At 74.0% G+C, this 22,200-nt stretch carries 21 protein-coding genes and 2 tRNA genes; 10 read left to right on the top strand and 13 right to left on the bottom strand.

What is annotated here, in order from left to right; all coding sequences use genetic code 11:
- Positions 1–39: 39 nt before the first annotated feature.
- Positions 40–711 carry a uracil-DNA glycosylase gene (locus ACWEPX_RS13350; RefSeq protein ID WP_451897398.1) on the top strand — a complete coding sequence of 224 codons (672 nt, stop codon included), beginning with the start codon at positions 40–42 and terminating at the stop codon, positions 709–711.
- 66 nt (positions 712–777) lie between these two features.
- Positions 778–1,962: an MFS transporter gene (locus tag ACWEPX_RS13345; protein WP_451897397.1), complete on the top strand. Its 1,185-nt coding sequence runs from the start codon at positions 778–780 to the stop codon at positions 1,960–1,962.
- A 29-nt stretch (positions 1,963–1,991) separates the two neighbouring features.
- On the opposite strand, the gene rpmB is transcribed toward ACWEPX_RS13345, so the two are convergent.
- On the bottom strand, positions 1,992–2,183 hold the full coding sequence (rpmB, locus tag ACWEPX_RS13340; protein WP_189213385.1) for a 50S ribosomal protein L28: 192 nt from the start codon (positions 2,181–2,183) through the stop codon (positions 1,992–1,994).
- A 135-nt stretch (positions 2,184–2,318) separates the two neighbouring features.
- Between rpmB and ACWEPX_RS13335 the strand changes: the two genes are divergently transcribed.
- The gene (locus tag ACWEPX_RS13335; RefSeq protein WP_451897495.1) at positions 2,319–3,941 is read left to right on the top strand and encodes a DAK2 domain-containing protein; all 1,623 of its coding nucleotides are present in this window, start codon (positions 2,319–2,321) and stop codon (positions 3,939–3,941) included.
- Between the two features lies 1 nt (position 3,942).
- Here ACWEPX_RS13335 and ACWEPX_RS13330 read toward each other — a convergent pair whose 3' ends face one another.
- Both ACWEPX_RS13330 and pdxR read right to left on the bottom strand, forming a co-directional pair.
- Complete coding sequence (locus tag ACWEPX_RS13330; protein ID WP_451897396.1) at positions 3,943–5,019, bottom strand: D-alanine--D-alanine ligase family protein; 1,077 nt, start codon at positions 5,017–5,019, stop codon at positions 3,943–3,945.
- A gap of 107 nt (positions 5,020–5,126) precedes the next feature.
- The gene (pdxR, locus tag ACWEPX_RS13325; protein ID WP_451897494.1) at positions 5,127–6,512 is read right to left on the bottom strand and encodes a MocR-like pyridoxine biosynthesis transcription factor PdxR; all 1,386 of its coding nucleotides are present in this window, start codon (positions 6,510–6,512) and stop codon (positions 5,127–5,129) included.
- A gap of 37 nt (positions 6,513–6,549) precedes the next feature.
- On the opposite strand from pdxR, the gene ACWEPX_RS13320 reads away from it, so the two are divergent.
- Positions 6,550–7,218: a pyridoxamine 5'-phosphate oxidase family protein gene (locus tag ACWEPX_RS13320; RefSeq protein WP_451897395.1), complete on the top strand. Its 669-nt coding sequence runs from the start codon at positions 6,550–6,552 to the stop codon at positions 7,216–7,218.
- Here the strand turns inward: ACWEPX_RS13320 and ACWEPX_RS13315 are convergent.
- Positions 7,205–7,633, bottom strand: a complete 429-nt coding sequence (locus tag ACWEPX_RS13315) for a cysteine dioxygenase (protein WP_451897394.1) — start codon at positions 7,631–7,633, stop codon at positions 7,205–7,207. The two genes, ACWEPX_RS13320 and ACWEPX_RS13315, sit on opposite strands and share 14 nt — an antisense overlap.
- Before the next feature lie 340 nt (positions 7,634–7,973).
- Between ACWEPX_RS13315 and ACWEPX_RS13310 the strand changes: the two genes are divergently transcribed.
- Together ACWEPX_RS13310 and ACWEPX_RS13305 are read left to right on the top strand one after the other, a co-directional pair.
- Positions 7,974–8,576, top strand: a complete 603-nt coding sequence (locus ACWEPX_RS13310) for a sigma-70 family RNA polymerase sigma factor (protein ID WP_451897393.1) — start codon at positions 7,974–7,976, stop codon at positions 8,574–8,576.
- Positions 8,573–9,310 (top strand): anti-sigma factor, encoded by a 738-nt coding sequence (locus tag ACWEPX_RS13305; RefSeq protein WP_451897392.1) that lies wholly within the window; start codon positions 8,573–8,575, stop codon positions 9,308–9,310. The genes ACWEPX_RS13310 and ACWEPX_RS13305 overlap by 4 nt, the downstream gene beginning before the upstream one ends.
- 18 nt (positions 9,311–9,328) lie before the next feature.
- Here ACWEPX_RS13305 and ACWEPX_RS13300 read toward each other — a convergent pair whose 3' ends face one another.
- The 3 genes from ACWEPX_RS13300 to ACWEPX_RS13290 are packed head-to-tail and all read right to left on the bottom strand — an operon-like array spanning position 9,329 to position 12,122.
- Positions 9,329–10,408: a cystathionine gamma-lyase gene (locus ACWEPX_RS13300; RefSeq protein WP_451897391.1), complete on the bottom strand. Its 1,080-nt coding sequence runs from the start codon at positions 10,406–10,408 to the stop codon at positions 9,329–9,331.
- Complete coding sequence (locus tag ACWEPX_RS13295; protein ID WP_451897390.1) at positions 10,405–11,406, bottom strand: NAD(P)H-dependent glycerol-3-phosphate dehydrogenase; 1,002 nt, start codon at positions 11,404–11,406, stop codon at positions 10,405–10,407. The genes ACWEPX_RS13300 and ACWEPX_RS13295 overlap by 4 nt, the downstream gene beginning before the upstream one ends.
- Positions 11,403–12,122: a lysophospholipid acyltransferase family protein gene (locus ACWEPX_RS13290; protein ID WP_451897389.1), complete on the bottom strand. Its 720-nt coding sequence runs from the start codon at positions 12,120–12,122 to the stop codon at positions 11,403–11,405. Before ACWEPX_RS13290 ends, ACWEPX_RS13295 begins: the two co-directional genes overlap by 4 nt.
- Positions 12,123–12,208: 86 nt before the next feature.
- Here ACWEPX_RS13290 and cofC point away from each other — a divergent pair, with 86 nt between their 5' ends.
- Genes cofC through ACWEPX_RS13275 form a run of 3 tightly spaced genes read left to right on the top strand, consistent with a single transcriptional unit; the run spans position 12,209 to position 15,890 of the window.
- Positions 12,209–12,805, top strand: coding sequence for a 2-phospho-L-lactate guanylyltransferase (gene cofC / locus ACWEPX_RS13285; RefSeq protein ID WP_451897388.1), 597 nt, complete (start codon positions 12,209–12,211; stop codon positions 12,803–12,805).
- A gap of 44 nt (positions 12,806–12,849) precedes the next feature.
- On the top strand, positions 12,850–15,012 hold the full coding sequence (locus ACWEPX_RS13280) for an RNA degradosome polyphosphate kinase (protein WP_451897387.1): 2,163 nt from the start codon (positions 12,850–12,852) through the stop codon (positions 15,010–15,012).
- Positions 15,013–15,017: 5 nt separating this feature from the next.
- Positions 15,018–15,890 carry an NUDIX hydrolase gene (locus ACWEPX_RS13275; protein WP_451897386.1) on the top strand — a complete coding sequence of 291 codons (873 nt, stop codon included), beginning with the start codon at positions 15,018–15,020 and terminating at the stop codon, positions 15,888–15,890.
- Between the two features lie 277 nt (positions 15,891–16,167).
- Here the strand turns inward: ACWEPX_RS13275 and ACWEPX_RS13270 are convergent, their stop codons facing one another.
- The 3 genes from ACWEPX_RS13270 to leuC all read right to left on the bottom strand — a co-directional run bounded on the left by ACWEPX_RS13270 (position 16,168) and on the right by leuC (position 19,118).
- Positions 16,168–16,851, bottom strand: coding sequence for an HU family DNA-binding protein (locus ACWEPX_RS13270; protein ID WP_451897385.1), 684 nt, complete (start codon positions 16,849–16,851; stop codon positions 16,168–16,170).
- Positions 16,852–17,107: 256 nt separating this feature from the next.
- Complete coding sequence (gene leuD, locus ACWEPX_RS13265; RefSeq protein ID WP_451897384.1) at positions 17,108–17,701, bottom strand: 3-isopropylmalate dehydratase small subunit; 594 nt, start codon at positions 17,699–17,701, stop codon at positions 17,108–17,110.
- Between the two features lie 13 nt (positions 17,702–17,714).
- Entirely contained in the window at positions 17,715–19,118 is a 1,404-nt protein-coding gene (leuC, locus tag ACWEPX_RS13260; RefSeq protein WP_451897383.1) for a 3-isopropylmalate dehydratase large subunit, read from the bottom strand.
- Between the two features lie 51 nt (positions 19,119–19,169).
- Here leuC and ACWEPX_RS13255 point away from each other — a divergent pair, with 51 nt between their 5' ends.
- Positions 19,170–19,871: an IclR family transcriptional regulator gene (locus ACWEPX_RS13255; RefSeq protein WP_451897382.1), complete on the top strand. Its 702-nt coding sequence runs from the start codon at positions 19,170–19,172 to the stop codon at positions 19,869–19,871.
- A 1,181-nt stretch (positions 19,872–21,052) separates the two neighbouring features.
- Here ACWEPX_RS13255 and ACWEPX_RS13250 read toward each other — a convergent pair.
- From ACWEPX_RS13250 to ACWEPX_RS13240, 3 genes are all read right to left on the bottom strand, one after another.
- Positions 21,053–21,125: transfer RNA gene (locus ACWEPX_RS13250), tRNA-Glu, on the bottom strand.
- A 73-nt stretch (positions 21,126–21,198) separates the two neighbouring features.
- Positions 21,199–21,270 (bottom strand) — tRNA-Gln (locus ACWEPX_RS13245).
- A gap of 99 nt (positions 21,271–21,369) precedes the next feature.
- The gene (locus ACWEPX_RS13240; RefSeq protein ID WP_451897381.1) at positions 21,370–22,170 is read right to left on the bottom strand and encodes an HAD family hydrolase; all 801 of its coding nucleotides are present in this window, start codon (positions 22,168–22,170) and stop codon (positions 21,370–21,372) included.
- Positions 22,171–22,200: the final 30 nt, after the last annotated feature.

The following is a 22,200-nucleotide window of genomic DNA, read 5'->3' as shown; positions in this document are numbered from 1 at the left end:
GCGATGCCGCGGCGACCGGGCTGAGTAGGGTTCTCCGGCGTGACGAAGCCGTTGAGCGAGATCGTCGAAGCCGGGTGGGCGAAGGCGCTGGCGCCGGTCGAGGACCAGATCGCGCGCATGGGTCAGTTCCTGCGCGAGGAGATCGCGGCGGGCAGGCGCTACCTGCCCGCTGGCGAGCACGTCCTGCGCGCCTTCCAGCAGCCGTTCGACGAGGTGCGGGTGCTGATCGTCGGCCAGGACCCGTACCCGACGCCGGGCCACGCGGTCGGCCTGTCGTTCTCCGTGGCCCCGGGCGTGGCCCCGCCCAAGAGCCTCATCAACATCTACAAGGAGTACTGCGCCGACCTCGGGCACCCGACGCCCTCCAGCGGCGACCTGACGCCGTGGGCGGAGAACGGGGTGCTGCTGCTCAACCGGGCGCTGACCGTCGAGCCGCACAAGGCGAACTCCCACCAGGGCAAGGGCTGGGAGCAGGTGACCGAGCAGGCGATCCGCGCGCTGGCCGCCCGCGGCGGGCCGCTGGTGGCGATCCTGTGGGGCCGCAACGCCCGCAACCTCAAGCCGCTGCTGGGCTCGGTGCCGGTGATCGAGTCGGCGCACCCGAGCCCGCTGTCGGCCAGCGCGGGATTCTTCGGCTCGCGGCCGTTCAGCCGGGCCAACGCGCTGCTGGAGGAGCAGGGCGCGGCGCCCGTGGACTGGAAGCTGCCCTGACGCCCCCTGCGGCTGTGCGGGTGAATCCCGGCCACCGGCGGGCGCGCGGCCGCTAGGTTGGCACGGGTGCGGGGTACCCGGGACCTGGCGCTGGTGGCGAGCGGCACCGCCGTGTCGCTGTTCGGGACCGCCGCCACGCTGATCGTGCTCTTGTTGCACGTCAAGGATTCCGGGACCTACGCCGTCGTCGGGGTGCTGGTCGCCGAGTTCGTCCCGGTGACGCTGGCCGCGCCGCTGGCGGGCCTGCTGGTCGACCGGCTGCCCAACCGCAGGCTGATGATCGCGGGCCAGCTCCTGCAGGCGGGCGCGGTGCTCGTGGTGACGACCGCGCTGCACAGCGTGCCGCTCATCCTGGTGGCGCTGGTCGTGCTCGGCTGCGGCACGGCGGTGGTCAACCCGGCGGCCGCGGCGCTGGTCCCGGTGATCTGCGGCGAGGACGACTCGGCGCGCGGCTACTCGTGGCTGGGGGTCGCGCGCGGGACGGGGATGCTGGCCGGGTCGGCGGCAGGCGGGCTGCTGGTGGCCGCGATCGGCACACGCGACGCGCTGTACGTGGACGCGGGGACCTATCTGCTCCAAGCGGCGTTGCTGACGCTGGTGCGCGCCGAACGCGACCCGCGCGGGCAGGCGCGCACCGCCGAGCGCGGAGCGGCCACCGCAGGGTTGCGGCTGCTGATGGGCGATCCGGTCCTGCGGGTGGCCTCGCTGTGCCTGGCGGTGGCGTGCCTGGGCGTGATGTTCGTCGACGTGGCGACCGTCTTCTACGTCACCGAGGTCTTGGCAGGCGGCGCGGTCACCCTAGGGCTGCTGCACACCTGCTGGATGGTCGGCGTGCTGACGGGCGCGCGGCTGGCCGTGCGGCTGACCAGCCAGCGCGCGCTGCTGCTCGGGCTGGGCACGGCGTGCGCGGTGATGGGGCTGGGCCTGCTGGTGCCCGCCGCGCTGCCGGTCACCGCGCCCGCCGCGGTCGGCTACGTCGTCGGCGGGGCGGCCAACGGCGTGCAGAGCGTGACCAACCAGGGGATCGTGCGGGCCCGCAGCCCGCAGCGGCTGCGCGGGCGGGCGTTCGCCGCGGCGGGCGCGGTGCTGGTCGGGGCGAACGTGCTGGGGACGGTGCTCGGCGGGGCGGTCGTGGGCCTGCTCGGGGCGCGGCCGACCTACCTGCTCGCCGGGGCGATGACGCTGTGCGCCGGGGTGGCCGCCCTGCTGGCCCTGCGGGCCGCGGACGCGAAAGCGGCGCCGGTGGCCTAAAGCCACCGGCGCCGCTGGAAAGTCTGGGATCAGCCCCGGACGACCTTGCCCGCCTTGATGCACGAGGTGCACACGTTCATCCGCTTCCGCTGGGAGATGCCCAGCTTGGCGTGCACGGTCTGGATGTTCGGGTTCCACCGGCGGTTGGTGCGCCGGTGGGAGTGCGAGACCGACTTGCCGAAGCCTGGCCCCTTGCCACAGACGTCGCACACGGCAGCCACGTCAGACACTCCTTCGAGGGTTGCGATACACAGGCCCGGACACGGCGGCCCGAGCGGTCGTCCCAGGGTAGCCGGTCGGTGTTCCCGGCTCCAAACCGGGGCTAGTCTGCCCCGGACGGAAGGAGCGGGCGGGTGCTGGACGCGCTGGACGCGGGCGAGGTGCGCCGCTGGGCGGCGGCCTGCGTGGAGTCGCTGGACGCGCACCGGGCGCTGATCGACCGCATCAACGTCTTCCCCGTCGCCGACGGCGACACCGGCTCCAACCTCCTGCACACCCTGCGCGCGGCGCTGGAGGCGCTGCTGCGCGCGCCGTCGGCGGACCGGTCGACGGCGGGGGCGGCGCTGACCGTGCTGGCCAAGGGCGCGGTGGCCGGGGCGCGCGGCAACTCCGGGGTGATCGCCTCGCAACTGCTGCGCGGCATGGCCGAGGCGACGTGGTCGGCCGACGCGCTGGACGCGGGCGGGCTGCTCGCGGCGCTGGGCCAGGGCGCGAAGCGGGCGCGAGCCGCGGTGTCCGAGCCCGCTCCGGGGACCATGCTGACCGTGCTGGCCGCGGCGGCGCGGGTGTCCGGGGACTCGCTGCACGACGTGGCGCTGAACGCGGCGCGGGCCGCCGCGGCCGCGCTGGACGAGACGCCGGGGCAGCTGCCGGTGCTGGCCGAGGCCGGGGTGGTCGACGCGGGCGGGCGCGGGGTCGTGGTGCTGCTCGACGCGCTGGTCGCGGTGGTCGCGGGCGAGCCGGTGAGCACGGCGGCGGCGCGCGTGGACGGCGCGCTGCGGCCGCCGGACACCGCGGTCGTCGCGGCCCGGGAGGGCGGCTCGGAGCTGTACGGGTACGAGGTGATGTACCTGCTGGAGGGCGCGTCCGCCGCGGCGGCCGACGAGCTGCGCCTGGTGCTGGAGGACCTGGGCGACTCGGTGTCGGTGGCCGGGGACGGCGGCTCGCTGTGGGCGGTGCACGTGCACTGCAACGACATCGGCGCGGCGATCGAGGCGGGCATCGACGCGGGCAGGCCGCGGCGCATCCGGGTGGCCCGCTTCGCCGACGCGGTCCCGGACGGCCCGGCGCGGTTCGTGCGGGAGCGGGCGGTCGTCGCCCCGGTGCGCGGGGACGACCTGGCCGAGCTGTTCCTCGCCGAGGGCGTGGCGGTGCTGCGGGTCGACGACGGCCTGCCGCCGACGCCGTACGAGCTGCTGCAGGTGATCACCGGCACGGGCGCGGCGCACGTGACCGTCCTGCCCGGCCATCCCGACCTGACCGCGACGGCGGACGAGGCGGCGGCGCGGGCCGTGGCCGCGGGGCAGGACGTCGTGGTGGTGCCGTGCGCCTCGCCGGTCCAGGCGCTGGCGGCGCTGGCGGTCCACGACCCGCGGCGGCGCGCAGGCGACGACGTGGTGGCGATGGCCGAGGCGGCAGCGGCGACCCGCCGGGGCGAGGTGGTGGTCGCGGCGTCGGACGCGATCACCTGGATCGGCCCGTGCTCGGCGGGGGACGTGCTCGGGTTCGCCGACGGGGAGGTCGTCCTCATCGAGCCCGGCCCGGCGAGCCCGGCGGCGGTGTCGCGGGCCGCGACCGGCGTGGTGGACCGGATGCTGGCCGCGGGCGGCGAGCTCGTCACGGCCCTGCTGGGCGAGGCCGCGCCCGACAGCCTGGCCGCCGCCCTGGCCGACCACCTGCGCGCGACCCGCCCGGAGGCCGACCTGGCCGTCCACCGGGCGGGGCAGCCGGACGCGGTGCTGGTGCTCGGCGTGGAGTGAGTCAGCGCAGGCCCGCGCCGCGCGCCAGGGCGGTGTCGATCAAGGTGGAGACCAGGGTGCGGTAGTCCACGCCGGTGACCGCCCACATCTTCGGGTAGGCCGAGGTCGGGGTGAAGCCGGGCATGGTGTTGACCTCGTTGATGATCAGCTCGCCGTCGTCGGCGACGAAGAAGTCGACGCGGGCCAGGCCCTGGCAGTCGAGGGCGCGGAAGGCGGCGATCGCGGTGCTGCGGACGCGCTCGGTGACGGCGTCGTCGAGCTTGGCCGGGATGTCGAGGTCGCCGACGTCGAGGTACTTGGCCTCGAAGTCGTACCAGTCGACGCCGTCGTTGAGCCGGATCTCGGCGGGCTGGGACGCCTCGACGCGGCCGTCGGGGTACTCCAGGACCGCGCACTCGACCTCGCGGCCGACGACGGCGGCCTCGACCAGGACCTTCGGGTCGATGGTGCGGGCGTGCCCGACGGCGGCGGGGAGGTCGGCCCAGTCGGTCACCTTGGTGATGCCGGTGGACGAGCCCGCGCGCGACGGCTTGACGAAGACCGGCAGGCCCAGGTGCTCCCGCTCGGCGTCGGTGAGGTCGGCGCGGTGGCGGGGCAGGTCGACGTAGCGGCCGATCGGCAGGGACTCGGCGGCCAGGACCTTCTTGGTGAAGCCCTTGTCCATCGCCGCGGCGCTGGCCAGCACGCCCGCGCCGACGTAGGGCAGGCCGACCATCTCCAGCAGGCCCTGGATGGTCCCGTCCTCGCCGAAGGCGCCGTGCAGGACCGGGAAGACCACGTCCACACCGGACAGCACCTCGCCCTCGCGGCCGGGTTCGAGCAGCACGATGTCGCTGGAGGAGGCGGGCAGCGTCAACGCCGTCCCGCTGGTCACGCTGGGCAGCGTCCGCCCGGAGATGCGCAGCCGGTCGAGGTCCTCGGGCCCGGCGACCCACCGGCCCTGCGGGGTGATGCCCACCGGCACGGCCTCGAACCGCTCCGGGTCGAGGTGGCCCAGCACGCTGGCCGCGGACACGCACGAGACGGCGTGCTCGCTGCTGCGCCCGCCGAACACCACCGCGACCCTGATTTTGCCCATGGCCTCGAACCCTACCCGGATGGCCGAACGCCCCGCCGATCGCAAGCCCCCGGCGCGGTCCGGCCGCGCGCGTCCGGGGCCAAACCGCCCGCCCGGGTGAAAGCCGCTCAGCGCGGGCCCGCCGCGTAGAGCGCGGCCAGGACGGGGAGGGCGGATTCGAGCTGGTCGCGGGAGCAGGCCGCGTAGCCCAGGGCGATGCCGAAGCGGGTGGCCTTGGCGTTGTGGTGGCGGGCCAGGCCGTCGAGGCGCAGGCCGTGGCGGGCGGCGGCGGCGATGAAGGCGGACTCGGCGGCGGCCGACGGCAGGGGGATGACGAGGTGGGCGCCCGCGTCGTCGCCCAGGAACGGCACGCCCGCGGCGGTCAGGGCGTCGACCAGCAGGTTGCGGCGCTCGGACATCTCGCGGCGGACCTTGCGCAGGTGGCGGCCCAGGTCGCCGTTGCGGGCCAGTTCGACCAGCACCAGCTGGCCTGCCGGGGACGGGCTGATGCCGGTGCGGTCGCGGTGCTCCAGGACCGCCGAGACCACCGGCGGCGGGGCGACCATCCACCCCGCCCCCAGCGACGGGGTGAGGATCTTGCTGGTCGTGCCCAGGTGGACGACGACGTCCGGGGCCAGGGCGGCCAGCAGCGGCAGCGGGGCCACGTCGTAGCGCAGCTCGCCGTCGTAGTCGTCCTCGATCACCAGCCAGCCCGCCTGCCGGGCCCGGTCGACCAGCTCCACCCGCCGCGCCGCCGACATCCGCCGCCCCAGCGGGTACTGGTGGGCCGGGGAGCAGTAGACCGCGCGCACGGCCGTGGGCAGCGCGTCGACGAGCACGCCGTCACCGTCGACCGGGGCCGGGACGACCCGCAGGCCCGCCGTCCGCATGGTGGCCACCGCCCGCTGGTAGCCGGGTTCCTCGACCGCGACGGTGTCCCCGCGGCGCAGCACGGCGGCGGCCAGCTCGGCCACCGCGGCCGTCGTGCCGCCGGTGGCCAGCACCGACTCGCCGTCGTCGACCGGCAGGCCGCGGTGGCGAAGCAGGTGCTCGGCGACGACCGCGCGGTAGGCGGGCAGGCCCGCGCGCTGGGGCCGGGGCAGCGGCGCGATCTCGGCCGCCCCGCGCCAGGCCCGCCGCCACGCCGCCCGGTCGATGCCGCCCACCCACGGCGAGCCCGGGGTCAGGTCGACCTCCGGCGCCGACGGCGCGCCCGCCCGCGGCCGCCGCGGGCGGGACCGGGGCGAGCCCGGCGGCGCGGTCGTGACGTAGGTGCCCGAGCCGTGCCGCCCGGCGATCCAGCCCTCCGCGTGCAGCTGCTCGTAGGCCGCCGCCGTCACCGTCCGGCTGACGTCGAGCTGCGCGGCCAGCGCGCGGGTGGAGGGCAGCCGGTCGCCTGCGCGCAGCCGCCCGTCGGCCGCGGCCGCGCGCACGGCGTCGGCGAGCTGGACGGCCAGCGGGGTGCCGCAGGTGCGGTCGACGCGCACCGGCAGCGCGGGGCTCTCCGCCACCAGTGGCCTCCTCGACGAACAGGGACGTGGCCCTAGCAGGATGCCACTCGACGGCAATAGGGTCGACCCCGTGACCGACCTGTCCCCCACCGACCGCAGCACGATCCGGCGCGGCAAGGCCCGCGCGGTGACCGACCGGGCCGTGCTCCACCAGGTCCTCGACGCGGGCCTCGTCTGCCACCTCGCGGTCGTGGTCGACGGCGCCCCGCTGGTCCTGCCCACCGGGTACGGCCGCGACGGGAACACCCTGTACCTGCACGGCTCCACCGGCGCCCGCAGCCTGCGCGCGGCCACCGACGTCTGCGTCGCCGTCACCCTGCTCGACGGGGTGGTCTACGCCCGCTCGGTCTTCGACCACTCGATGAACTACCGCTGCGCGGTCGTCCACGGCCAGGCCCGCCCGGTCACCGAGCCCGCCGCCAAGCTGCACGCCCTGCGCGTGCTCACCGAGCACCTCGCGCCCGGCTCCTGGGACCACGCCCGGCAGCCGACGGCCAAGGAGCTCGCCGCGACCCTGGTGCTGGCCCTGGACCTGACCGAGGCCAGCGTCAAGGTCCGCGCGGGCGACCCGCAGGACGAGGACGACGACATCGCCGCCGACGCCGCGTGGGCGGGCGTGCTGCCGGTCGTGCAGCGCTGGGGCGACCCGGTGCCCTCGGCGGACCTGCGCAGCCCGCGCGCGGTGCCCGAGCACGTCAGGACACGGTGAACCCGCCGCGCGGGGGCCGCTCGCCCCGGTAGACGTGGATGCTGACCGCCGGGTCCGGGGAGTCGTTGCGGACCTGGTGGTCGTAGCCGGGCCCGAAGACGCGGGACTGCCCGACCGACAGCGCGCGCTCCACGCCCGCCACCCGCTCGACCAGCGTGCCGGAGACGACGGTGAACGCGCCGCTGGCCCAGCCGTGGTCGTGGTGGTCGGTGGCCTGGCCGGGCAGCCAGCTCAGCAGCCACACCTCCTGGTCGAGGGTCCGCTCGACCAGCGCGGCGAAGCGCTCGTCGGGGTCGTAGCGCAGCAGGTGCGCCCAGCGGGTGCGGTCCGCGGCGATCCCGCGGGCGATGAGCACGGGGTGGGCGGTGTCGGGGGTGCCGCCCAGGGCGACGGTGTTCGGTGGCACGGCGAACATGAGACTCTCTCTGGATAGTCGGATGAACAGGCGAGGCGTTCACCGACCCAGACAGAGCGCGCTGGCCGCCCGGCCGAGGTCGATCGGACCCCGCCGGTCGCTGCCACCGCGCGTCAACACGGGAAGCAGGAAAGCAGACGGTGCCTGCGGTCGCAACGCGGTCCACCCGATGGGACAGCACCAACCGGGACAGCAACAGCCGGGACGGCTACAACCGGGACAGCTACAACCGGGACACCGGCAATCGGGACACCGGCAACCGGGACACCAAGCCGCCGTGGCCCGCGCGGCGAATGAAAGGGTGCGTCCACTCTTTCCGCCAACCCGACGGGAGCAGCACATGGTCGACCGCGCGCGGAGGCTGTCCGGCGTGCCCCAGACCGGATCGGCCCCCGCGCCCGATCCCGCCGCCGCCCTGCTGCACCGCGTGGCCCGCGGCGACGAAGCGGCCTTCGAGCGCCTGTACGACATGGTGGTCGGGCCGGTGTTCGGCTTGGTGCGGCGGATCGTGCGGGACCCGGCGCAGTCGGAGGAGGTGGCGCAGGAGGTGATGCTGGAGCTGTGGCGCACCGCCGCCCGCTACGCCCCCGAGCGCGGCTCGGCGATGACCTGGGTGCTCACGCTGGCGCACCGCCGCGCCGTCGACCGGGTGCGCTCGGCGCAGGCGGCGACCGACCGCGAGGAGCGCGCCCACCGCCGCGAGGCCGCCCGCCCGTTCGACGAGGTGGCCGAGCAGGTGCAGACCCGGCTGGAGCACGAGCAGGTGCGCCGCTGCCTGGGCTCGCTGACGCAGTTGCAGCGCGAGTCCGTGGAGCTGGCGTACTACAAAGGACTGACCTACCGCGAGGTGGCCGAGTTGCTGGGCACCCCGCTGGGGACCATCAAGACCCGACTGCGCGACGGCCTGATCCGCCTGCGCGACTGCCTGGGGGTGACCCGGTGACCAGCGCCGACATCCACGCGCTGACCGGCGCCTACGCCCTGAACGCCATCACCGGCCCGGAGCGCGCCGCCTTCGAGCGCCACCTGGCCGAGTGCGGCGCGTGCGCGCAGGAGGTCGCCGAGCTGCAGGCCACCGCCGCCCGGCTGGGCGACGCCGTGGCCGCCGCTCCCCCGCCCGCGATGAAGGCCGCGGTGCTCGCGCGGATCCGCACCACCCGCCAGCTCCCCCCGATCGGCTCCGACGGCGCTGCGGCCCCCGCAGTCCGGTCGCCGTGGCCGGTGCGCGTGCTCGGCCTGGCCGCCGCGGTGCTGCTGGTGGTCTCGGTGTCGCTCGGCGTGCTGCTGGCGCAGGCCCGTTCGGACCTGGGCGAGACCCGCGCGCAGACCGCGGCGATGACCCGCATCCTCTCCGCTGGCGACGCCGAGGTGATCAGCGGCAGCGCGGGCGGGCTGTCCGGGACGGTCGTGTACTCCCGCGAGCGCGGCGACCTGCTGCTGCTCGCCGACGGCGTCCCGGCCGCGCCGGAGGGCAAGACCTACCAGGTGTGGCTGATGGGCGGGGACACCCCGTTCCACTCCATCGGCCTGGTCACCCCGGACAGCCAGGGCCGCGCGGCGATCCTGGACACCACCGGCGAGGTCGCGGGCGCGACCAACGTGGGCATCACGATCGAACCGGCGGGCGGCTCCGCCGAGCCGTCCACCGAGCCGATCATGGAGATGGACCTGACCTAGGGCCGGTCCGCACCGCGCTCAGCCGAGCGCGGCGCGGACGTCGGCGACGAGGTCGGCGGTGTCCTCGCAGCCGCAGGACAGGCGCAGCAGGCCGGGGGCGACGGCGTCGCCCCAGCGCTCGCGGCGGTCGGCGGTGGTGTGGACGCCGCCGAAGCTCGTCGCCGAGGCGATCAGGGTCGAGCGGGCGAGGAAGTCCGCGGCGGCGTCGGCCGACTCCAGCTCGAAGGCGAGGACGCCGCCGAAGCGGCGCATCTGCCTGCTGGCCAAGGCGTGCGCGGGGTCGTCGGGGGAACCCGGCCAGCGCAGGCCGCTGACCCGCGGGTGCTCGCGCAGGACCGCGTGCAGGGCGGCGGCGTTCTCCGCCTGGCGGGCCAGGCGCAGGTCCAGCGTGGCCAGCCCGCGCAGGGCCAGCCAGGTCTCGAAGGGACCGGGGATGGCCCCGGAGGTGGTCCGCTCGGCGAGCAGGCGCTCGACCCACCCGGCCGAGCGCGCGCTGATGTGCCCGAGCACGACGTCGCTGTGCCCGGCCAGGGCCTTGGTGTCACTGGCGATGGCGAAGTCGGCGCCCAGGTCCAGCGGCCGCTGCCCCAGCGGGGTCGCGGTCGTGTTGTCCACCGCGACGAGCGCGCCCGCCGCGTGCGCGCGCTCCACGACGGCGGCGATGTCGCAGACGTCGAGCCCGGGGTTGGACGGGGTTTCGATGAGGACGAGCCGGGCACCGGTGAAATCGGCATCCGCCATGTCCGGTGTGGGGTGCTCGCGCACGGTCAGGGACATGAAGTCGTGGGCGTAGCGGCGGGCCAGGTAGTAGCCGTCGGACGGGACGACCACGGTGTCGCCGGGGGCCAGGGCGGTGCGCAGCAGCGCGGCGACCGCGGCCATCCCGGAGGGGTAGACCAGGCACGTGCCGCCGTCGAGGTCGCCGATCGCCGACTCCAGCGCGCGCCAGGTCGGGTTGCCCGCGCGGCCGTAGAAGTCGGCGGTGGGCGCGTCGGAGAGGTGGAACTGCGACGCCAGGACCAGTTGCGGGGGCACGGGCGTGCCGGGGACCTCCGCGGGCAGCCCCGCACGCACGCAGCGGGTCCCGTCGCCGGTCACGACCGCTCCGGCTTCGTCTTGCGGCCGATCAGCTCGCCCGCCATCTCCCGGGGGTGGAAGCCGTCGTGGCAGACCCGGTGCACGACCTCGGTGATGGGCATCTCGACGCCGAGCGACGCCGCCAGCTCGCGGATGGAGGAGCAGGACTTCACGCCCTCGGCGACCTGGCCGTGCTGGGCGGCCTGCGCCTGCGCGACGGTCTCCCCGCGCCCCAGCCGCTCGCCGAAGGTCCGGTTGCGCGACAGCGGCGACGAGCAGGTCGCCACCAGGTCGCCCAGACCGGCCAAGCCGCTGAGCGTCATCGGGTCAGCGCCGAGCGCGGCGCCGAGGCGGGCGGTCTCGGCCAAGCCGCGGGTGATCAGCGTCGCCAGGGTGTTCGCGCCGAAGCCCAGCCCCGCGGCCATGCCGCAGGACAGCGCGATGACGTTCTTGCAGGCCCCGCCGATCTCGCAGCCCACCACATCGGTGATGGTGTAGGGGCGGAAGTAGCCGGTGGTGCACATCTGCTGCAACGCGACCGCGCGGTCGTGGTCGGGGCAGGCGATGACGGTCGCCGTGGGCTGCTCGGCGGCGATCTCCTTGGCCAGGTTCGGCCCGGACACCACCGCGATCCGCTCCGGGCCGAACCCGGAGACCTCGGCGATGACCTCGCTCATCCGCCGCAGCGTGCCCAGCTCGATCCCCTTGGCCAGGCTGACCAGCGTCGCGTCCCGGCGCAGCAGCCCGCGCCAGGCCGTCAGGTTGTGCCGCAGCGACTGGCTGGGCACCGCCAGCACCACCACCGACGCCCCGGCCAGCGCCTCCCGCGGGTCCGATGTGGAGCGCAGCGACGGCGGCAGCGCCACCCCGGGCAGGTACTCGGCGTTCTCCCGGTCGGCGGCGATGGCCTCGGCCAGGTCGCGCCGCCGCGCCCACAGCAGCACGTCCTGCCCGGCGTCGGCGAGCACCTTGGCGAAGGTCGTCCCCCACGACCCCGCCCCGAGCACGGTGACGCTCACTGGTCGGCCTCGCGGCGGGAGCCGGGGCTGTAGAACTCCGCGGGGGCGGGCTCGTCGCGGATGTCGGCGAGCAGGTCGCGCACCCGGGTCATCAGCAGGTCGGTGACCTCCCGCAGGAGCTGGTTGGTCACCGGCTGCCCGCGGTAGGCCGAGAGGTCCACCGGGTCGCCGACGACCGTCCAGACCTGCTTGCGCGGGAACGGCCGGAACTTCTTGGAGTAGCCGTTCCAGATGTCGTTGGTCCCCCATCGCGCCACGGGCAGCACCGGCACGTCGTTCTCCAGCGCCAGCCGGGCGACCCCGGTGCGGGCGCGCATCGGCCAGCCGGTCGGGTCCTTGGTGATGGTCCCCTCGGGGTAGATGACGACGAGCTTGCCCTCGCGCAGCGCGGCGTGCGCGGCCTTGAGGCTGTCGGCTGCGCTGGTGCTGCCCCGGTAGACCGGGATGCCGCCGGACCCGGCCAGGATCTTGCCGAAGACCGGCACCTTGAACAGGCTGTCCTTGGCCATGAACCGCGGCACCCGCCGGTTGCGGTGGACGAACACCGCGTCGTTGGGCGGGTCCAGGTGCGACACGTGGTTCATCACCAGCAGCGCTCCGCCGGTGGCCGGGATCTTCTCCGCGCCCCGGTAGGTGCGCTTGCCCAGCCAGCTCAGCGGGTAGAAGAACGATGCGGCCGCCATCACCCAGAAGCCGCTCTTCTCGCGCCTGCCCACCCGGTCCTCCTCTGCGTCGGTGCTGACAGGAGAGTCTGGCTTGCGCCCGCGCGGGGGGTCCAGACGGGGGTGGCAGGATCAACGGCGTGGTCGACGTCGTCATCCCGGTCAAGCACCTGGACCGGGCCAAGTCGCGCCTGCGCGGCGCCCACCCCGACCACCGCCGCCTCGTGCTGGCTGTGGTGCGCGACACGGTCACCGCCGCGCTCGCCGCGGCGAGCGTGCGGGCGGTGCTGGTGGTGTGCGAGGACGAGCGGGTGGTCGACGGCTTGGCGGGCACGGGCGCGGAGTGCGTCGACGAACGCGGCCTGCCCGGGCTCAACGCGGCCCTGCGCTTCGGCGCGCGGCTGCTGCGCGAGCGCGACCCGGGCTCGGTCGTGGCCGCGCTGCAGGCCGACCTGCCCGCCCTGCGCCCGGCCGACCTGGACGCGGCCGCCGCCGAGGCCGCTGGCAGGCGCGCCTACGTCCCCGACCACGCGGGCACCGGCACCGTCGCGCTGCTGTCGGCCGCGGGCGGCCCGCTGGCCCCGCGGTTCGGCCCCGGCTCGGCGGCCCGCCACGCCGAGACCGCCGTCGCGGTCGGTTTCGGCCTGACCGCGCTGCGCCAGGACGTGGACACCCCGGCCGACCTCGCCGCCGCGGCCGCCCTGGGCCTGGGCCCGCACACCGCGACCCTGACCTGAGAATTCACACTTCTGATGGGCTCCGGCCGCGATCGTGGCGCAGAATGCGAAACGTGAGCACCGAACGCACGACCGCCCCAGCAGCCGACGCGCCCGAGCCCCGCGGCGTGCCCGCCGCGCCCCCGGCCGCCACCCGCGCGCCGGTGGTCACCGACCTGCCCGACGACCGCTACCTGAACCGGGAACTGTCCTGGTTGGACTTCAACGCCCGGGTGCTCGCGCTGGCCGAGGACGCCTCCCAGCCGCTGCTGGAGCGGGCCAAGTTCCTGGCCATCTTCGCCTCCAACCTCGACGAGTTCTACATGGTGCGGGTCGCCGGGCTCAAGCGGCGGATGGAGACCGGGCTGTCGGTGCGCAGCGCGGACGGGATGACCCCGCGCGAGCAGCTGGCCTGGATCGCCAAGCGCAACCAGGAGCTGGTCGAGCAGCACGCGCTGACCTTCGCCGAGCACGTGCGCCCGGAGCTGGCCGCCGCGGGCATCCGCATCGCCACCTGGGCCGAGCTGACCGCCGAGCAGTCCCAGCGGATGTCCATCTACTTCCGCGACCAGGTCTTCCCGGTGCTCACCCCGCTGGCCTTCGACCCCGCGCACCCCTTCCCCTACATCTCCGGGCTGTCGCTGAACCTGGCCGTCACGGTGCGCAACCCGGAGGAGGGCACACCGCGCTTCGCCCGGGTCAAGGTGCCCGACAACGTGCCCCGGCTGGTCCCGGTCGACCGCAGCCCCGACGAGCGCACGGCGGTGTTCCTGCCGCTTGAAGAGCTGATCGCCGCGCACCTGGGGATGCTGTTCACCGGCATGGAGATCATCGAGGTGCACGCCTTCCGGGTCACCCGCAACGCCGACCTGGAGGTCGAGGAGGACCGCGACGAGGACCTGCTCAAGGCGCTGGAGCGCGAGCTGGCGCAGCGGCGGTTCGGCCCGCCGGTGCGGCTGGAGGTCGCCGACGACATGAGCGACCACATGCTGGAGCTGCTGCTGCGCGAGATGGACGTGCACGAGAACGACGTCGTCGTGGTGCGCGACCTGCTGGACCTGTCGTGCCTGTGGGGCATCTACAACGTCGACCGCAAGGAGCTGAAGGACCCGCCGTTCGTCCCGGTGACGCACCCGGCCTTCGCCGAGGGCGAGACGCCCAAGAGCGTCTTCGCCCGGCTGCGCGAGGGCGACGTGCTGGTGCACCACCCGTACCACTCGTTCTCCACCAGCGTGCAGCGGTTCATCGAGCAGGCGGCCGCCGACCCGCACGTGCTGGCCATCAAGCAGACCCTCTACCGCACCTCCGGCGACTCGCCCATCGTGGACGCGCTCATCGACGCCGCCGAGGCGGGCAAGCAGGTGGTGGCCCTGGTGGAGCTCAAGGCGCGCTTCGACGAGCAGGCCAACATCAAGTGGGCGCGGACGCTGGAGAAGGCGGGCGTGCACGTCGTCTACGGCCTCGTCGGGCTCAAGACGCACTGCAAGACCGCGCTCGTGGTGCGGCAGGAGGGCTCCACCATCCGCCGCTACTGCCACATCGGCACCGGCAACTACAACCCCAAGACCGCCCGGCTCTACGAGGACATCGGCCTGCTGACCGCCGAGCCCGCCATCGGCGCGGACCTGACCGACCTGTTCAACGTCCTCACCGGCTACGCCCGCCAGGACACCTACCGCAGCCTGCTGGTCGCCCCGCAGGGCGTGCGGCGCGGGATCGTCGAGCGCATCGACGCCGAGATCGAGCACGCCAGGGCAGGCCGCCCGGCCGGGGTGCGGCTGAAGGTGAACTCCCTGGTGGACGAGCAGGTCATCGACGCGCTCTACCGGGCCTCCCAGCACGGGGTGCCGGTCGACGTGGTGGTGCGCGGGATCTGCGCGCTCAAGCCGGGCATCCCGGGGCTGTCGGAGAACATCCGGGTCCGCTCGATCCTCGGGCGGTTCCTGGAGCACTCCCGGATGGTCTGGTTCGTCGGCGCAGACGAGCACTGGATCGGCAGCGCGGACATGATGCACCGCAACCTCGACCGTCGGGTGGAGGTGATGGTCCGGGTGACCGACCCGCGGCTGACCGCGCAGCTGGTGCGCATCTTCGAGTCGGCGATGGACCCGGCCACGCGGTGCTGGGTGCTCTCCGGCAACGGCGACTGGACCGCGTCGCCCGCCGAGACCGAGGACGTGCGCGACCACCAGACCGAGATGCTGCTCCGGCACCGGTCGAGGGACTGACCGGGATGGCGATCGCAGCGGCGGGGGCGGTTCTGTGGCGCCCTGATGATGACGACGGCGTGCGGGTGGCGGTGGTGCACCGCCCGCGCTACGACGACTGGAGCCTGCCCAAGGGGAAGCTGGACCCGGGCGAGACGGTGCCCGAGGCGGCGGTGCGGGAGGTGCTGGAGGAGACCGGCCACCACGCCGCACTCGGCCGGCACCTCGGGCAGGTCGCCTACCGGGTGGGCGATTCGGACAAGACGGTGGATTACTTCGCCGCCCGAGCGGTTTCCGGGGACTTCCGCAGCAATGACGAGGTGGACGAGCTGGTGTGGCTGCCGGTCGCCGAAGCGGACCGGCGGCTGACCTACCGCCACGACCGCGACGTGCTCGCCGCGTACGCGGTGGCCCCGCGGGCGGCGACGCTGCTGCTGGTCCGCCACGCCCACGCGGGCGAGCGCTCCGAGTGGGACGGCCCGGACGAGCGGCGCCCGCTGTCGCCCCGGGGCTGGACCCAGGTGGCCGCGCTGAACCGCTTCCTGCCGCTGTTCGGCCCGTCCCGCGTGCACTCGGTGCCCAACACCCGCTGCCTGGACACCGTGCGCCCGCTCGCCGAACGGCTGGGCTGCCCGGTGACCCCGGAGCCCGCCCTGGCCGAAGCGGGCTACACCGCCGACCCGGAGGCCGCCCTGGGCCGCCTGCTGGCGATCGCGGCCGAGCCGGGCACGGCGGTGGTGTGCAGCCAGGGCGGCGTCATCCCGGGCCTGCTCGCGGCGCTGGGAGTGGAGTCCGGAGTGGAAGGCATCCGCTCCCACAAGGGCAGCGCGTGGGTGCTCGCCCTGGAAGGCGACAAGCTGGTCAGCGCCCATTACGAACCCCGACCCCAGCGGCCGTGACCGGTCCCCATTCCGCCGCAGGGACTAGTGCGCACCCCGCTATGCGCCAGCCGTTGTCGGATGGTCACGGATAGCGCGGGCTAGGGCCGGATAGCGGATACGAAGCCCGCGCATTGGCAATCGAGCGGGCGTTGCCGAGGACGCCCGGGACGGCAACGGGCGCCGATCGGGCGGGCCCACCGGAAGGGGCGGAAACGGCCGAGAGCCCCGCACGTGGCCTGCGTGCGGGGCTCTCGCGGGTTGTTCGTCCGGGCGGAGCCGGACGAGACCACCGGCGCTACTTCTTGGCGGCGGAGGTCCGCTTGGTGGTGCGCGCCGCGGGGGCCTTCGCCGCCGCGGACGTCGTCTTGCGGGCCGGGGTCGCCTTGGCCGTGGTGGCCTTCGCCGTGGTCTTCGCCGCGGTGGTCTTGGCAGGCGCCTTGGCCGCGGTGGTCGCCTTGGTGGCGCGGGTCGAGGTCGACTTCGCCGCCGTGGTCTTCGCCGCCGTGGTCTTGGCGGGGGCCTTGGCCGTGGTGGCCGCCTTGGTCGCGCGGGGCGTCGCCGCCTTGGTGGCGGCGGGCTTCGCGGCCGCGGCGCGGGTCCGCGTCGTGGTGCTGCGGGTGGTGGCGGCCTTGGTGGCCGTGCCAGCCGCGGCGCGGGTCGTGGTGCGGGCGCCCGCCTTGGCCGTGGCGACCTTCGGCAGCTTCTTCGCCCCGCTGACGACCTCCTTGAACATCGTGCCCGCGCGGAAGGCGGGGACGTTGGTCTTCTTCACCTTCACGGTCTCGCCCGTGCGTGGGTTGCGGGCGGTGCGAGCCGCGCGGGCGCGCTTCTCGAAGACGCCGAACCCGGTGATGTTGACCTTCTCGCCCTTGTTGACCGTGCGAACGATCACGTCGACGAGACCGTCGACCGCAGCGCCTGCGGCCTTCTTGTCGCCCAGCCGCTCCGTAAGCGCCTCGATGAGTTGGGCCTTGTTCACGCTTCAGTCCTCCGTTGAGACAACACAGCCGTTACGGCCCATGGGCCGACCTTCACGTCACCGTATTCCTTTGGACGCGCAATTTCCACGCGACGCGCCCTAATTTTTCCTTGAACCGCCCGAGGTTCGCCAACCGGGGGGTGGTTCGGGGCTCTTAGGGGGTCGCGCGGACCGGGTGCGGAGCCTATTCGAGAGGGGTTCGGGGGCCGGAATGCCGGGTCTGGTCGAGGGTTCCGGCCCCCTTGTCGGCCGGGGGCTACACCGGGGTCGTCACCGGCTTCCACTTGGGCCTGGCCTGCTCAAACGCGCCGATGGCCTGCTCGTGGCGCAGGGTCAGGGCGATGTCGTCGAGCCCTTCCAAGAGCCGCCAACGGGTGTAGTCGTCGATGCCGAAGCGGGCGGTGAAGTCCTTGGCCGTGACGGTCTTCGCCGCCAGGTCCACGGTGACCTCGGTGCCGGGCTCGGCCTCCAGCAGCTTCCACAGCAGCTCGACGTCGGCCTGGTCGACCTCGGCGGCCAGCAGCCCGGCCTTGCCCGCGTTGCCCCGGAAGATGTCGGCAAACCGGGCGGAGATGACCACCCGGAAGCCGTAGTCCGACAGCGCCCACACGGCGTGCTCGCGGGAGGACCCGGTGCCGAAGTCGGGCCCGGCGACGAGCACGCTGCCCGCCCGGTACGGCTCCTGGTTCAGCACGAACCCCTCGTCGGCCCGCCAGGCGGCGAAGAGGCCGTCCTCGAAGCCGGTCCGGGTGACCCGCTTGAGGTAGACCGCCGGGATGATCTGGTCGGTGTCCACGTTGGACCGGCGCAGCGGCACGCCGACGCCGGTGTGGCTGGTGAACGGCTCCATCAGGGGTCAGCTCCTAGTTCAGGTCGGCCGGGGAGGAGAGGGTGCCGCGCACGGCCGTGGCCGCGGCCACCAGCGGGGACACCAGGTGGGTCCGCCCGCCCTTGCCCTGCCTGCCCTCGAAGTTGCGGTTCGATGTGGACGCGCTGCGCTCGCCGGGGGCCAGCTGGTCGGGGTTCATGCCCAGGCACATGGAGCAGCCCGCCTGCCGCCATTCGGCACCCGCCGCGGTGAAGACCGCGTCGAGCCCCTCGGCCTCGGCCTGGGCGCGCACCCGCATCGAGCCGGGCACGACGAGCATCCGCACCCCGTCGGCGACGCGGTGCCCGCGCAGGACCTCCGCGGCGGCGCGCAGGTCCTCGATGCGGCCGTTGGTGCACGAGCCGAGGAACACCGTGTCGACGCTCACCTCCCGCAGCGGGGTGCCCGGCGTCAGTCCCATGTACGCCAGCGCCTTCTCTGCGGCGACGCGGTCGGTCTCCTCGGCGAAGGACTCCGGGTCGGGCACCGACGCCGACAGCGGCAGGCCCTGGCCCGGGTTGGTGCCCCAGGTCACGAACGGGGCCAGGGTGGCGGCGTCGATGACGACCTCGGCGTCGAACTCGGCGCCTTCGTCCGTGCGCAGTTCCCGCCACGCGGCCACGGCGGCGTCCCAGTCGGCGCCCTTGGGGGCGTGCGGGCGGTCCTTGAGGTAGGCGAAGGTGGTCTCGTCCGGGGCGATCATCCCGGCGCGGGCGCCCGCCTCGATGGACATGTTGCAGATGGTCATCCTGGCTTCCATCGACAGCGCCTCGATCGCGCTGCCCCGGTACTCCAGGACGTGGCCCTGGCCGCCGCCGGTGCCGATGCGGGCGATGACGGCGAGGATGAGGTCCTTGGCCGTGACCCCGGCGGGCAGGTCGCCGACGACGGTGATGGCCATGGTCTTGAAAGGACGCAGCGGCAGGGTCTGGGTGGCCAGGACGTGCTCGACCTCCGAGGTGCCGATCCCGAAGGCGAGCGCGCCGAACGCGCCGTGGGTGGAGGTGTGGCTGTCGCCGCAGACCACCGTCATGCCCGGCTGGGTGAGGCCGAGCTGGGGGCCGACGACGTGCACGATGCCCTGCTCGGCATCGCCCATCGGGTGCAGCCGCACACCGAACTCCGCGCAGTTGCGGCGCAGCGTCTCGACCTGGGTGCGGGAGACCGGATCAGCGATCGGGAGGTCGATCCCGACGGTCGGGACGTTGTGGTCCTCGGTGGCGATGGTGAGGTCGGGCCTGCGCACCGGCCTACCGGCCAGCCGCAGCCCGTCGAAGGCCTGCGGGCTGGTCACCTCGTGGATGAGGTGCAGGTCGATGTAGAGCAGGTCCGGCTCGGCGCCGTCACCGCGGCGGACGACGTGCTGGTCCCAGACTTTCTCGGCGAGCGTCTTAGGCATCTGCTTCCCACTTGCTGGACATCCCATATGACGGGAAAGTAGTATCGAGACGTGGGACAGCATAGCGGCATCGGCGTTCTGGACAAGGCGATGGCGGTTCTGCAGGCGGTGGCGAAGGAGCCGTGCGGCCTGGCGGAGCTGTGCGGGAAGACGGGCCTGCCCCGGGCGACGGCCCACCGCTTGGCGGTGGGCCTGGAGGTCCACCGGCTGCTGCGCCGGGGTTCGGACGGGCGCTGGCGGCCGGGGGCGGCGCTGGCGGAGCTGGCGGGCGGCGCGACCGACCCGCTGCTGGACGCGGCGGCGGCCGTGCTGCCGCGCCTGCGGGACCGCACCGGCGAGAGCGTCCAGCTCTACCGCCGCGACGGGCTGTACCGCATCTGCATCAGCTCCGCGGAACCGCCGAGCGGCCTGCGCGACACGGTCCCGGTGGGCGCCCGCCTGCCGATGACGGCGGGCTCGGGCGCCAAGGTCCTCGCCGCCTGGGCCGACCCCGCGACCCAGCGCAGCCTCCTGCAGGAGGCCGTCTTCGGCGAGCGGGGCCTGCTGGAGGTCCGCAGGCGCGGCTGGGCCCAGAGCGTCGCCGAACGCGAACCCGGCGTCGCCTCGGTCTCGGCCCCGGTCCGCGACACCTCGGGGATGGTCGTCGCCGCGGTCTCGGTCTCCGGCCCCATCGACCGCATGGGCCGCCGCCCCGGCGCCCGCTGGGCCGCCGACCTCCTAGCCGCCGCCGACGCCCTCCAAAACCGCCTCTAACCCCCGCCTCCGGTGGCCCACCCCCGCCACCGGAGGCAACCCGCAATCCCACGCGCCCCACAGCACGACGGTTTCGGCGCAGATGGGATGGGATGGGATTGCCCCACCCCGCCGACCGGCGAGCCGAGTCGGGCGCGGACGGGAAGGAGCGGCCAGCCGACCGGCAAGGCGAGCCGGGAACGGATGGGACGAGACGGCCAGCCGAACCGGCACAAGTCGGGAACGGGTGGGATTGAGCCGACCAGCCGAACACCAAGCCGGGCCGGGATCCGATGGGCTGGGACAGCCAGCCGAACGGCAAGGCGGCTTGGGCTCGGATGGGCTGGGGACAACCAGCCGAACAGTAAGCCGGGCCGGGCTCGGATGGGCTGGGACAGCCAGCCGAACGGCAAGGCGGCTTGGGAACGGGTGAGATTGAGACGGCCAGCCGAACCGGGCCGGACGGGTTGCGACGACCAGCCGAACGGCAGCCGGATCGGGGCTGGGATGGGATTGCCCACCCCGCCGACCGGCGAGCCGAGTCGGGCGCGGACGGGAAGGAGCGGCCAGCCGACCGGCAAGGCGAGCCGGGATCGGATGGGACGAGACGGCCTGCCGAACGGCAAGCCGGATCGGGCTCGGACGGGATGGAGCGACCTAACCGATCGGCAAGGCGAGCCGGGAACGGGTGGGACGGCCAGCCGAACGACAAGGCAGGTCGGGATCGGATGGGACGGCCCTGACGAACGGCAAAGCCAGCCGGGATCGGGCGGAACGGCCTGGCGAACGGCAAGGCGAGCCGGAAACGGGGTGGGACGGCCAAGCGGACGGCGAGGCAGGTCGGGAACGGGTGGGACGGCCAGCCGAACGGCAAAGCCAGCCGGGAACGGGTGGGACGGACAGGCGAACGGCGGGGCGGGTCGGGATCGGATGGGGCGGTCTGGCGGACGGCGAGGCGAGCGGATCCGCATGGAATGGACAGTCGCCGCCAAGCGCGCCGGCGAGACAGCCCCCGAAGCCGAAGGCACCGACCCGAACCCCAGCCCACAAGCGAGCGAAGCGAAGCGCCATCGAACGGAATCGGCCTTCACGCCGAGTCGTGAGCTTCCGCACCGTGGGGGTGTGGGGGGTCGCCCCCCACATGCAATGACGAAAGATCCCCGTCACCGCATTCCGGTGACAGGGATCTCCCAGATCTTACGTAGCCCCGACGGGATTTGAACCCGCGCTACCGCCTTGAGAGGGCGGCGTCCTAGGCCGCTAGACGACGGGGCCGTGGACTTTCCATTCAGTTGGTCTTGCTGTCTTGCTGGGGGAAGCTTACCAGAGGGCTTCTGGAGGCTTTCCGCTGGGGTACCAGGACTCGAACCTAGACTAACTGAACCAGAATCAGTCGTGCTGCCAATTACACCATACCCCAATGACCTCGTACCCGACCTCGCAGCTTGCGCTGTTCGACCCGGCGCGTTGTCAGGGAAGATGTTAGACCACGACCCCGCCGATCCGGAAATCAGGGGGTCTATCCGCGGGGTGCGGGCACTCCGCCGCTGGTCGTGACGGTCGGGGTGCGGAACTCGGTGACCAGGAGGGTGGGCAGGTCGTCGAGGCTGTCGATGACGTGGATGCCGGGTTCGGCCGGGGTCGGGCGGGCGTTGCGGTCGAGCCAGACGCCGTGCAGGCCCGCCGCGGTGGCCGCGCGGGCGTCGAGGTCGATGCGGTCGCCGACGTGCATGGTGCGGGCCGGGGGGACGCCGAGCTGGGCGCAGGCGGTGTGGAAGATCGCGGGGTCGGGCTTGGCGACGCCGAGGGCTCCGGCGCTGATCACGGCGTCGAAGAAGCGGGCGAGGCCGACGCGGGCCAGGCGGGCGCGCTGGTCGGGGTGTGAGGCGTTGGTCACAGCGGCGATCTTGAGCCCGGCCGCGCGCAGCCAGTCCAGGGTGCGGGCGGCGTCGGGGAAGGCGCGGCCGAGGTGGGCCATGCGGTCGCGGCGGCGGTCCTCCAGGACGGCGACGGTGGCCTCGTCGAAGTCGGCGCCCTGGGCGTCGAGGAACGCCTTGGTGCGGACCCGGCGCATGGTGTCGTGATCGAACTCACCGGCGATGGCGCGGGCGCTGTGGTCCTCGGTGATCGCCTGCCAGTCGGCCCACAGGTCGTCGCGCCCGGTCAATTCCAGCAGTGCCATTCTGGCCGAGCCGGTGAAATCGATCACCGTGTCGTCGACATCCAGGCAGATCGCGTGAATCGTTGGCGGGAGCGCGGCCGGGACCGCCGCCCGGTTGGCGTGCGTCACGGCAGGGAAAGGCGCCCGCGCAGAAGTCATTACGGCAGATTAGATCGCCGATCGGCGATC

The organism is Actinokineospora sp. NPDC004072, assembly GCF_053604195.1.
This window is presented reverse-complemented; position numbering and strand designations above follow the sequence as displayed.